The organism is Paraburkholderia suaedae (assembly GCF_040812055.1).
GTDB lineage: Bacteria > Pseudomonadota > Gammaproteobacteria > Burkholderiales > Burkholderiaceae > Paraburkholderia.
This window is the reverse complement of the sequence record NZ_JBFOAH010000013.1, coordinates 163,687-175,188: the sequence shown is the minus strand read 5'-3', so window position 1 is coordinate 175,188 and position 11,502 is coordinate 163,687. Positions and strand designations below refer to the sequence as shown.

Below are 11,502 nucleotides of genomic sequence, written 5' to 3'. Positions count from 1 at the left end.
CATCGCATGCGGCAACGCGCAGGCGCCAGCGGTGAAGCAACTCGCGCGGCCGCGGGCGGGGTGCAGCCAATGCCTCACATCAGACGAATAGGCGCGCTCTCGTCAGAAGGTTTACCCGGCAGTTTACCCATCAGCTAACACTTAATCCATATAGGCGCAGGCGTCGCTGCGAACCATACTGGATTCACGTTCCAGCGCGGCTTGAACTTTCCCCGTCCAAACGCCGGCCCACACCTGAGGCTCACCGCGCTCCCTGCCTTCCCCCGACGGAGGTTTTCATGGGCGCAGTTCCGAACTATGAGTTCGTCCGCAATCTCGACGATGCGATCCTGCCCGACCTGTGGCGCCGGCGCACCCGCTTGTCGGCCGACGAAATGGTGTCGATGGTCGAACTGGTGAAGCGCGCGCTGCGCACGTATCACCCGGTGGAATTGCAGGCGCTCGGCGAGGACAAAGAGGAACTCGTTGCCCAGTTCATCTATGCGAAAGTGCTGCGCCTTGCGCCCGGTCACACGGAAACCCACGCCTGCGCCGATAGCGCGCCGTCCAACGGCTATGCAGTGTGTGCGTATTTCCGCCGCTATCTGATCGACTGTCTGCGCAGCGCCGGCCATCAACGCAACGTGTCGATGGAAAACGAAGGCATGACGCAGGAAATCGATCTGCGTGCGCAGGCGCTGGAAGACCCGGTGCAAAGCGTGCTGCTCCAATACGGCCTGAACGAACAGCGCGTGCGGCTCGCGGCGCGCGCGTTCATCGAAAGCCTCGACGAGCCCGAGCGCGTCGTGCTGGCCGGCAGCCTCGGCTGGTGCTCGCAAGGCAAAGGCGGGCTGTCGGCGGTCGCGGCTCAGCATCGGGTGCCGTCGTATCACTATCGTGCGCTCAAGCTCGGTGTCACGATGAAAAAGACGGGCGGCGCGGAGCATTTTTCCAATACGCGGATCGGCCGCTGGCTCACGAATGTACTCGGCATCGCCATCGAAATCGAGAATCGCGCGGCCATTCTGCTCGCGCTGAGTCTGCTTGCCGCCGAATCGAGCGACAGCGAAATGAATGAAGCAGCGGCGTAAAAAAACTTGAGAACCTGCCGCGAATGCGCGGCAGTGCGCACGCGGGTTCGGGGCGCAGTGCGAACACCGCAGATGCCGCGAGCGTTCGTGCGCCCTCCACGGCGTGCTTTTTTTGTACCCCCGCACCGCCTACGATAAAAAAGCCGCCGCCGCGCACCGTCTTCCTTCCGAAAGTGCGGCCTTCATTTCCGCATTCGCTTCCACACGAGGTGGTCCTCATGAACCGCTTATCGAGCGCGCCGACGGCATTGCAAGCACATTACGAGGTCGTCGTGGTGGGCTCGGGCTATGGCGGCGCGATTGCCGCGAGCCGCATGGCGCGCGCCGGCCGCAGCGTGTGCGTGCTCGAACGCGGACGCGAATTCATGGCCGGCGAATTTCCGCGCACGCCGTTCGAGGGCGCCGCACAGATCCAGTACAACACCGCCGCCGCTCACATCGGCTCACCGCTCGCGCTGATCGAAGTGCACGTGAACGAGGACGTGAACGCGGTGGTCGGCTGCGGCCTCGGGGGAACGTCGCTGATCAATGCAAACGTGGCGCTCGAAGCGGACCCGCGCGTTTGGGACGACGCGCGCTGGCCAGCCGCGCTGCGCGCCGACAAGATCGGCCGCGATCGGGGCTACGCGCTTGCGCGCGCGATGCTGCAACCGTCGAGCGTACCCGACGACTTTGCGCCACTGCCCAAACTGCAGGCGCTCGAAAAATCCGCGCAGGCGCTCGGCATGGCCGAGCGCTTCAGCCGGCCGCCGATCACCGTCACTTTCGAGTCGCGCGCGAATGCGGCGGGCGTCGAGCAGAAGGCCTGCGTCGGTTGCGGCGATTGCAACTCGGGTTGCAACTACGACGCGAAAAATTCGACGCACATGAACTATCTGCCCGATGCGCTCGCGCACGGCGCGCAGATTTTCACCGGTGCCGCGGTACATTCGGTGACGCGCGTGCCGGACACGCAGCGATGGAAGGTGAGCTTCCAACTGGTGCAGCTCGGACGCGAAAGTTATGACGCGCCCGATCTGTTCGTGAGCGCCGATATCGTCATCGTGTCGGCCGGTACGATCGGTTCGACGGCCTTGCTGCTGCGCTCGCGCAACGAAGGGCTGAGCACCTCGGACATGCTCGGCGAGCATTTCACCGGCAACGGCGACGTGCTCGCGTTCGCGTACAACACCGACGACACGATCAACGGAGTCGGCTGGGGCGCGCACGAGCCAGGCGAGATTGCGCCGGTCGGGCCGACCATCACGGGACTCGTCGACAATCGCGGCACCGCGAATGTCACAGACGGCTTCGTGATCGAAGAAGGCTCGCTGGCGGGGCCGGTCGGCGTTGCGCTGGTCGGCATGCTCGGCGGCGCCGCACCGGTCGAAGGCGAAGACGTGGGCGGGCCGCGCTCGCTGCACGACCGGCTGGCTTACGACGCGCGCGTGATCGAGAGCTTGCTTCGGGGTCCATATCATGGCGCGCTCAATCATACGCAAACCTACCTGGTGATGGCGCACGACGACGAAAGCGGTCAGATCAGCGTCGACAGCAAGGGCCGCGCGCGCATCGCGTGGGAGAAAGCGGGCCAGCAACCGATCTTTGACACGGTCGAAGCGGCGCTGAAGCAGGCGAGCGTGCCGCTCGGCGGCAAATACGTCCGCAATCCCATCTCCACCGATATGCTCGGCAAGCGGACCGTCACCGTCCATCCGCTCGGCGGCTGCGGGATGGGCGAGGATGCCGGGCACGGCGTAGTCGATCATATGGGCCGCGTATTCAGCGGCGCGGCGGGCAACGCGGTGCACGAAGGTCTGTATGTCATGGACGGCGCGGTGATGCCGATGTCGCTCGGCGTCAATCCGCTCCTGACCATTTCCGCTCTCGCGGAGCGCAATTGCGCGCTGCTCGCGGCCTCGCATGGCTGGACGATCGACTATGCTGCAAGCGGCGCCGGGATGCCGCCGCCCGCGCAAAAGATCGGCTTGCGCTTCACGGAGACGATGGTCGGCAGCTATACGCCGGTCGTTCCGGCCGATGCGGGAGACGCCGCCACCAGCGCGATCGAGTTCACGCTGACCGTGGAATCCGACGATCTCGCTGACATGATCAGTAATCCCTATCATCTCGCCCGTACCGCCGGCACACTCACCTGCGCCGCGCTCTCCGCACAACCCATGACGATCACCGCCGGCACATTCAACCTGTTCGTCGTCGATGAATCGGACGTGGACGAGCGCGACATGAACTACCGGATGACGCTCAACGCCGTGGAAGGCAACACCTACTATCTGAGCGGCCGGAAGATCGTCACGCGTACATCGCCGGTCAATCTGTGGGAACAGACCAACACGCTCTATGCCGAACTTCGCGCGTCGCAACAGACGGACGCGCCGGTGATCGGCAAGGCGACGCTGATCATCACGCCGGAAAACTTCCTCAAGCAGCAACGCACGCTCGAAGTCACCCACGCGCCCGATTTGAAGACCCGCCTCGAATGGACATTGAAGTTCGGCAAGTTCTTCGCGGGCGTGCTGTTCGACGAATACGGCGGCGTAGCGGCGCCCTTGCAGTTCCTCGGCCCGCAGCCGGCGCCGCGCATGAAGCGGACGCTGCGCGCGCCGGCGCCGCAAGTCGTTTTCTTCGATACGCCGGATGGAACCACGCTGCGGCTCACACGTTACGTCGACCCCGCCCGGAAGGCGACCCGCCCCGTGCTGCTGATCCATGGCTCGGGCGTATCCAGCCGCATCTTTTCCACCGATCTGATCGCGACCAACCTGGTCGAGTATCTGTGCGCGGCCGGCTACGACGTATGGCTGGTCGATCTGCGCGTCAGTATCGAAATGGCAAGCGTGCTCGTGCCGACCAATGTCGATAAGGTCGCTCGCGAGGACATTCCCGCCGCCGTCGCGAGGATCCGCGAACTGACCGGCGCGCCGGAGATTCAGGTGGTCGGTCACTGCCTGGGCGGCCTTGCGCTGACCATGTCGTTGCTATACGGACTCGAAGGCGTGCGTTCAGCGGTCATTTCGCAGGTGTCGGCGCATCCGGTGCCCGGCACACTGCAAAAGATCAAAGCCGGCCTGCACATCCCCGACATCATGCAGCATCTGAACGTGCGGGACCTGAGCGCGTATACGCAAGACAAGGCCTGGCCGCAAAACCTGCTCGACGAAGCGCTGCGGCTCTACCCGATCGATCACGACGAGGGATGCGGCAGTCCGATCTGCCATCGCGCGACTTTTCTTTATGGCCTGCTCTATGAGCATGAAAAGCTGAACGAGACCCTGCATGCGAACCTGCAGGAATTGTTCGGCGTGCACGATGTCGAGGTCTTCAAGCATCTGGCCGCGATGGTTCGCGCGGGCCAGGTCGTGGATGCGGAAGGCAGGAACGTTTATCTCACAGGCACGGATGGGATGAAGGGCCTGGACGGAATGCGTCTGCCTATCGGCTTCATCCACGGAGACAGAAACGAAACGTATCTGCCGAAAAGCACCGAGCTGACCTTTGAAATGCTCGTCGAGCGCTTTCCCGACCAGCCGTATGAGCGGCATCTGATTCCTGGCTATGGACACATCGACTGCATCTTCGGCAAGAATGCGTCGGTGGATGTGTACCCGGTGATTGCGCGGTATCTGAACGCGCATTGACGCAGCGCCAGCGGCTACTTGCCGGTTACGCGCCCTCGCCGACGCTCAAAACAGCTTGCCCGGATTCAGAATGCCGTGCGGGTCCAGCGCACGCTTGATCGCGGCCATCGCCGCCAGCTCCGCCGGCGAACGCGAAATGGGCAGAAACTCGCGCTTGAGCAGGCCGATCCCATGTTCCGCCGACACCGAACCGTGCAACGGCCTTAGCATCTCATAGACGAACGCGTAGACCGCATGATGATCGACATCGGCGATCGAGTGACCGTCGACGGTCACATGCAGGTTCGAATCGCCGATATGCCCGAAGAAATAGGACACGTTGCCCGGCCAGCGTTCATCGAGCGCAGCACGACAACGGTCGACGAATCCGCCGATCGCGCCGATCGGCAGGCTCACATCGAAATTGATCGCATCGAGCCGCAACGGAAACTCCGCGGTGCATTCGCGAATCGCCCACAACGCGCGCGCATCGGCTACCGATTGCGCCATCACGGCATCGCGAATCACGCCCGCTTCGAGCGCTTCAGTGAGCGCGGCAGCAAAGCTGTCGCCGCTGCCGACAGCATCGAAACTGGCGTGCTCGATCAGCGCATACAGCGCATGCGCGGCGGCGAACGGCGAACCCGCGCCGGTCAGCTTCACGCCGAAGTCGTAGAAGTCCGGCCACATGATCTCGAACGCGCCGATGTCGTTGCCAAAGCGCGTCGACAAGCGGCGCAACAGGGTCACCGCGGCGCCGTAGCCGTCGAGTGCGACAAGCGCCGTGTGACGCGCCGCGCGCTGCGGATGCAGCCGCAACACCGCTCGCGTGATCACGCCGAGCGTGCCCTCGGAACCGATGAACCAGTGCTTGAGGTCGTAGCCCGTGTTGTTCTTGACCATCTTGCCGAGTGCGCTCAGCACGTCGCCATTGGCCAGCACCACTTCGAGACCGAGCACCTGATCGCGCGCGGTCCCCGACTGGATCACGCGATTGCCGCCCGCGTTGGTCGCCAGATTGCCGCCGATCTGGCACGACCCACGCGCGCCGAGATCGAGCGCGAGTTCGAAGCCGGCTTGCGCAGCGGCTTCCTGCGCAGCTTGCAACGTTGTTCCCGCGCGCACCGTGAGCGTAGCCGACGCGGTATCGACTTCTTCGACGCCGCTCAAACGCTCGAGCGACAACGCGATGTCCGCGGCCCGCGCGATTGCGCCACCCGCAAGGCCGGTCATGCCGCCTTGCGGCACCACCGGCTGATGCGCTGCGTGGCAGATTGCCAGCGCGCGCGCGACTTCTTCGGTGCTGCGCGGCAAGAGCAGCGCAGCCGGGCGCGTCGGGTCGTGACGCGTCCAGTCGGTCATCGCGCGTTCGCCGATCTGTTCGCCGGTGCGCACCGACTCTTCGCCGAGCGCGGCGCGCAATGCGCCGAGTGTCGAAGCGAGCGGCGCGACGGCGTTTTCGTCGACGCGTGCGTCGCCATGTGCCCTACCGTGCTCTGTCATGCAGGGGTCCCTTGTGTGCCTTGAGCCGCGTGTTTCTTCCGATAGCCCATCGAATCGTTGATGCGCCCGAGAATATAGTCGCCGGCGGCTACCGGCTGATAGGCGAGGTCGGCTTCGCTCGTACCGAGCTCGCGCGGATCGACCATCGCGTCGTAAGTCGGATCATAGAACGTCGCAATCGAATAGCGCTCGCGTCCGGACGCATTGATCACGCGATGCAGCGTGGAGCGAAACCGGTCATTGGTCCAGCGGGCGAGCAGATCGCCGACATTCACGACGAAGCTGCCCTCGATGGGCGGCGCGTCCACCCATGTGTCGTTGGCGATCTCGCGCACCTGCAAGCCGCCCACCTGGTCCTGCCACAGCAACGTGATGCAGCCGTAGTCGGTATGCGGCGCGACGCCGAACTGATCCTGGTCCGATTGAGGCGGCTGCGGCGGATAGTAGACCATCTGCGTGCGCTGCATCCGCTTCGTGTAGCGCGGCGCGAAGAAATGTTCGTCGACGTCGAGGCTCACTGCGACAGCGCGCAGCAGATCCGCGCCGCACGCCGCGACCGCGTCGTAGTAGCCGTAGAGCGCGGGACGCAGTTCCGGCATGAAGTCCGGCCAGTTATTCGGCCCACGCAGCGCCTGCCCCGCGCGCACGTCCGGATCGTCTTCGGGCAGTTCGAGGCCGATACTGAAAAACTCCTTGTAGTCCGGCCGCTTCGCCTGGTACATGGTCGCGTCGCCGAGCGCATTGAAACCGCGATGCCGCTGATTCACCGCCACGCGCCGCTTGGTCTCTACCGGGAACGCGAAGAACTTGCGCGCCGCATCGGCAGCGGCATCGATCGACGCTTGCGGCACGCCATGATTAATGATGTAGAAGAAGCCGATCGTCGTGCACGCTTCACGGATTTCCTGTGCCGTGCGGCGCAAGGCTTGCGGATCACCCGCGCGCACGCCGGCGAAGTCGATGATCGGAATGCGGGTCACGGGCATGGCGCGGCTCCCTTAATGGCGTTTGGACCGAAGTGCAACAGTGACAGGAATGGACCGACGAAAGCACTGGGTGCGTCGCAGTAACAGCACCATGCGATACCGTATGCAACCATGCGCGCGCCGCGCGCATTCCAGTTGTATATACCGCCAAAAGCACAGTCGCAACCTGCTTTTGGGCCCTGCATATCAGGGGTTTTCTCTAGCCGCACGTTTATTTGTTTCGCGCGAAAAACGCGGTATATACTGCTTCGCATGATCCGCGCCGAACGCGTCGAACGCATCGCTTTCGCACGGCACCGCTTTGCCAACCGGAGATTCCCATGAACATCCTTTCAGGCTGGAAGTGTCGTCTGATCATGCTGACGTTGTGCGCGGCAAGCGTCGCCGCTCACGCGGACGACCAGCTCGCCAAAGTAAAGAAAGCCGGCGAACTGGTGGTCGGCACGGAGATGCAGTTCGCGCCGTTCGACTTCCTCGAAAACGGGCAGCAGGCGGGCTTCAACAAGGACCTGTTCGCCGAGGTCGGTAAGGAAATCGGCGTCAAGGTGCGCTTCATCGACTTGCCCTGGCCGAGCGTGCTGCCGGGTCTGGAAGCGGGCAAGTTCGATATGGTGGGTGGTCCGTTGACGGTCACGAAGGCGCGCATGGACCGCTACACGTACACGCTACCCGTCGCGGACGCCACCGACGCGCTGCTCAAACGCGCGAACGACGCGTCGGTCAAGCAGTCGTCGGATATTGCGGGCAAGACGGTCGGCGCGGGCAAGGGCTCGGCACAGCTCGACCAGTTGAAGACCTATGTCGCCACGTTGCCGAAGCCGCCTGAAATCCGCGAGTATGTCGACAACAATCAGGCCTATGCCGATCTCGCCGCCGGCCGCATTGCCGCCGTCGCGAACTCGATGACCAATATCGCGTACGTGGCCAAGCAACGTCCCGAGACCTTCGCGGTCGTGCAGCCGCCGTTCGGCGCGAAGGTGTACTTCGCGTACGCGTTGAGAAAAGACGCAGACAGCAAGCCGCTTGCCGACGCGTTCAACGCCGCGCTCGTCAAGATGCACCAGGACGGGCGCCTTGCGGCCTTGCAGAAAAAATGGTTCGGCGTCGCAATGGACGCGCCGACCACGATGCCCGCACCGAACTACTGATCGCAGCCTGCATCGACCGGCATGAGCCGTCGATGCAGGCGTTTTGACGCACGCGATGCGCCCGGCCGCGCCGCCAATCGCATCGTCATCATCCGTTCCAGCGAGTGCGCCGCTCATGTTCAGCACGACCGTCTTCCTGCAGGGTTTGCCGCTGTTGCTGCACGCGGCGCTCGCCACGATCGGCATTTCGCTGACGGGGCTCGTGATCGGCTTCTTCGTTGCGATCGGCGTGTGCGCGGCGCGGCTCTCGCCCCATCGCTCGGCCCGCATGATCGGCGGCGCATACGTGTTTTTCTTTCGCGGCGTGCCGATGCTGGTGCAGTTGCTGCTGGTGTATTACCTGTTGCCGTTCGCGGGCATCAACGTGTCGCCGGTGGTGGCGGCGATCAGCGCGGTGTCGCTGTGCTCGGCGTCGTATATCGCCGAGATACTGCGCGGCGGCTTTCTCAGCATTCCTCCGGGTCATCTGGAAGCCGCGCGCATGCTCGGGCTTGCACCGTTCGACACGCTGCGGCGCATTCTGGTGCCGCAAGCTTTCCGCTTGACGCTGCCGTCGCTCGTCAATGAGATGGTGCTGCTCATCAAGGCTTCGTCGTTGATTTCGGTGGTCGGTGTGGCGGAACTGACGCGCACTGCGCAGAACCTTGCCGCCAGCACATATCGGCCGCTCGAAGCCTATCTCGCGGCGGGGCTGATCTATTTCGTGATCTGCGGTGCGCTCGCGCTCATCGCACACGCCGCCGAATATCGCTTGCAGCACGCCTGATCCTTTCTGAGCCACGTCATGCAGACGCTCGACCCCACCGTCATCACGCACAACCTGCAGCCGATCGCCGCGGGCCTTGCGACGACGCTCGCCACCTGGGCCGCGGGCGTCGCGATCGGTCTCGTGATCGGCTTTCTGATCGCCGTACTGCAACTCTTTTGCGGACGCTGGGTCCGGGGCCTGCTGCGCGTCTATATCGAACTGTTTCGCGGCACGCCATTTCTCGTGCAACTGTTTTTGCTCTACTACGGCGGCCCATCCATCGGCCTCACACTCGAACCGATGACGGCCGGCGTGCTCGGTCTGGGGCTCTACGGCAGCGCCTATTTCGCCGAAGCATTCCGCTCCGGCTTTCAGTCGGTGCCGCCTGGACATCTGGAGGCGGCGTCGTGCCTCGGACTCACGCGCTGGCAGGCCGTGCTGCGCATCCAGGTGCCGCAGATGCTGGTGCTGATCGTGCCCGCGCTGACCAACCTGATCATCGTGCTGAGCAAGGAAACGGCGGTGCTGTCCATCGTCACCGTGCCTGAACTGACGTTCGTGCTGACCGGCATCGGCTCGGCCACCTTCGCTTTCGTCGAAACGCTGCTGGTGCTGTGCGCGTGCTACCTCGCGCTGGTCGAACTGACTTCGCGCGCGGGCATGTGGGCCGAAGCCCGCATCGCACGCTTCATCGCATGAATCGGAGTCCTTATGAATGCCATCGCCGACATGCCCTCCTCCACGCCGTCCACCGGCATCGCCGCGCCGCCCGCCGCGCCGCTGATCGAAGTGCGCGATCTGCGCAAGCGCTTTGGTGAAGTCGAAGTGCTGCGCGGCGTCGATCTGGAGATCGCGCGCTCCGAAGTGGTGTGCATCATCGGTCCGTCCGGCTCGGGCAAGAGCACGCTGCTGCGCTGCCTGGCCGCGCTCGAAACCTACGATCACGGCGACGTGCGCATCGAAGGCGAACTGCTCGGTTATAGCGAGCGCAACGGCAAACGGGTGCGCGCTTCGCAGGCACAGATCAATCGCGTGCGGCGCAACGTCGGCATGGTGTTCCAGCAGTTCAACCTGTGGCCGCACATGAGCGCGCTGGGCAACGTGATGGAAGCGTTACTGCGCGTGCGGCATCTGTCGCGCGACGAAGCGCGCCGCCGCGCTAACGCGATGCTCGAAGCGGTCGGCCTCGCGCACAAGGGCGATGTGCACCCGGCCAAGCTGTCGGGCGGCCAGCAGCAACGCGTGGCGATTGCCCGCGCGCTCGCGATGGAGCCGCACATCATGCTGTTCGACGAGCCGACTTCGGCGCTCGATCCGGAACTGGTCGGCGAAGTGCTGCAAGTGATGAAGCAACTCGCGCGCGACGGCATGACGATGGCCGTGGTCACGCACGAAATGGGCTTTGCCGCGCAGGTCGCGGACAAGGTGATGTTCATCGACCAGGGCCGCATTGCGGTGCAGGGCAAGCCGCGCGAGGTCTTTCACGACGCGGGGCAGCCGCGCTTGCGGCAGTTCCTGCAGAACTACTTCGACCGTAACGCGTTCTGGACGCGCGATGCCGGCGACGCGCCAGCGCTATGAACGCGCACCGGTTCGCGCCGTGCATGCCCTCCCCGCAAGAACGCTAGCGAGCGCCGCCCCATGACCTCCCCGGTTCATAGCAAGGCCCACGACAAGCGCTCGCGCGCCGCCGACGACGTGCCCGCCGCACGCTATGAACAGGTCAAGCAGCACATCCGTCAGATCATCGAATCGGGCGCGCGCCAGGCGGGCGAACGCCTGCCGTCCGAACTCGATCTCGTCGCGACGCTCGGCGTGTCGCGCATGACCGCCAACCGCGCACTGCGCGAACTCGCGGACGCGGGGCTCGTCACGCGCGTGTCCGGCGTCGGTACGTTCGTCGCGCGAAGCAAGCCGCAATCGACGCTGCTGATGATCGCGCATATCGGCGACGAGATTCGCTCGCGCGGCCACGAATATCGCTGCGATACGGTGCTGTCGCAACGCGAGACGGCGTCGGTGATGGTGTCGAACGCGCTGGGGCTCGCGCCTGGCGCGTCGGTGTTTCATGTGATCTGCGTGCACCGGGAAAACGGCCTGCCGGTGCAACTGGAGGACCGCTACGTGAATCCGGCGGTCGCGCCGGAGTTCCTGTCACAGGACTTTTCCACGGTCAGGCCGTCCGAGTATCTGCTCGAGATCGTGCCCGCGCACGATGTCGAGCATGTGGTCGACGCGGCGCTGCCCACGCGCGCCGAAGCCGAGCTCCTGCAAATTCGCGCGGAAGAGCCTTGCCTCACGCTGATGCGCCGCACGTGGACGAACGGCGCGGCGGTGACGTTCGCGCGCTTCGTGCATCCGGGCTCGCGCTATCGGCTGGGCTGCCGTTTTTCGCCGGATATGTGGCAGCGCCAAGGGTGATGCAGGCCC

Annotated in this window: 9 protein-coding genes; 7 read left to right on the top strand and 2 right to left on the bottom strand. The window is 64.4% G+C overall.

All coding sequences use genetic code 11. The annotated features are described in order from the left end of the window. The first annotated feature begins 278 nt into the window (after window positions 1-278). Both ABQJ48_RS19230 and ABQJ48_RS19225 read left to right on the top strand, forming a co-directional pair. Window positions 279-1,070: a hypothetical protein gene (locus ABQJ48_RS19230; RefSeq protein WP_367839591.1), complete on the top strand. Its 792-nt coding sequence runs from the start codon at window positions 279-281 to the stop codon at window positions 1,068-1,070. A 218-nt stretch (window positions 1,071-1,288) separates the two neighbouring features. Further along, a complete protein-coding gene (locus ABQJ48_RS19225) occupies window positions 1,289-4,708 on the top strand; it encodes an alpha/beta fold hydrolase (protein WP_367839590.1) in 3,420 nt (1,139 codons plus the stop codon). A gap of 45 nt (window positions 4,709-4,753) precedes the next feature. Here ABQJ48_RS19225 and ABQJ48_RS19220 read toward each other — a convergent pair whose 3' ends face one another. Further along, the gene (locus ABQJ48_RS19220) at window positions 4,754-6,190 is read right to left on the bottom strand and encodes an FAD-binding oxidoreductase (protein ID WP_367839589.1); all 1,437 of its coding nucleotides are present in this window, start codon (window positions 6,188-6,190) and stop codon (window positions 4,754-4,756) included. Next, the gene (locus ABQJ48_RS19215) at window positions 6,187-7,176 is read right to left on the bottom strand and encodes an isopenicillin N synthase family dioxygenase (RefSeq protein ID WP_367839588.1); all 990 of its coding nucleotides are present in this window, start codon (window positions 7,174-7,176) and stop codon (window positions 6,187-6,189) included. Before ABQJ48_RS19215 ends, ABQJ48_RS19220 begins: the two co-directional genes overlap by 4 nt. Before the next feature lie 320 nt (window positions 7,177-7,496). Between ABQJ48_RS19215 and ABQJ48_RS19210 the strand changes: the two genes are divergently transcribed. From ABQJ48_RS19210 to hutC, 5 genes are all read left to right on the top strand, one after another. Further along, window positions 7,497-8,324: a transporter substrate-binding domain-containing protein gene (locus ABQJ48_RS19210; RefSeq protein ID WP_367839587.1), complete on the top strand. Its 828-nt coding sequence runs from the start codon at window positions 7,497-7,499 to the stop codon at window positions 8,322-8,324. A gap of 115 nt (window positions 8,325-8,439) precedes the next feature. Then, entirely contained in the window at window positions 8,440-9,090 is a 651-nt protein-coding gene (locus tag ABQJ48_RS19205) for an amino acid ABC transporter permease (protein ID WP_367839586.1), read from the top strand. Between the two features lie 18 nt (window positions 9,091-9,108). Then, on the top strand, window positions 9,109-9,771 hold the full coding sequence (locus ABQJ48_RS19200) for an amino acid ABC transporter permease (protein ID WP_367839585.1): 663 nt from the start codon (window positions 9,109-9,111) through the stop codon (window positions 9,769-9,771). A 12-nt stretch (window positions 9,772-9,783) separates the two neighbouring features. Next, window positions 9,784-10,653, top strand: a complete 870-nt coding sequence (locus tag ABQJ48_RS19195; RefSeq protein WP_367839584.1) for an amino acid ABC transporter ATP-binding protein — start codon at window positions 9,784-9,786, stop codon at window positions 10,651-10,653. A gap of 60 nt (window positions 10,654-10,713) precedes the next feature. Next, a complete protein-coding gene (hutC, locus tag ABQJ48_RS19190; RefSeq protein WP_367839583.1) occupies window positions 10,714-11,493 on the top strand; it encodes a histidine utilization repressor in 780 nt (259 codons plus the stop codon). Window positions 11,494-11,502 lie beyond the last annotated feature (9 nt).

Coding starts and splice junctions, on each gene's coding strand:
- ABQJ48_RS19220 (WP_367839589.1), bottom strand. CDS start 6,190: ATGACAGAGCACGGTAGGGCACATGGCGACGCACGCGTCGACGAAAAC.
- ABQJ48_RS19215 (WP_367839588.1), bottom strand. CDS start 7,176: ATGCCCGTGACCCGCATTCCGATCATCGACTTCGCCGGCGTGCGCGCG.
- hutC (WP_367839583.1), top strand. CDS start 10,714: ATGACCTCCCCGGTTCATAGCAAGGCCCACGACAAGCGCTCGCGCGCC.
- ABQJ48_RS19230 (WP_367839591.1), top strand. CDS start 279: ATGGGCGCAGTTCCGAACTATGAGTTCGTCCGCAATCTCGACGATGCG.
- ABQJ48_RS19200 (WP_367839585.1), top strand. CDS start 9,109: ATGCAGACGCTCGACCCCACCGTCATCACGCACAACCTGCAGCCGATC.
- ABQJ48_RS19205 (WP_367839586.1), top strand. CDS start 8,440: ATGTTCAGCACGACCGTCTTCCTGCAGGGTTTGCCGCTGTTGCTGCAC.
- ABQJ48_RS19225 (WP_367839590.1), top strand. CDS start 1,289: ATGAACCGCTTATCGAGCGCGCCGACGGCATTGCAAGCACATTACGAG.
- ABQJ48_RS19210 (WP_367839587.1), top strand. CDS start 7,497: ATGAACATCCTTTCAGGCTGGAAGTGTCGTCTGATCATGCTGACGTTG.
- ABQJ48_RS19195 (WP_367839584.1), top strand. CDS start 9,784: ATGAATGCCATCGCCGACATGCCCTCCTCCACGCCGTCCACCGGCATC.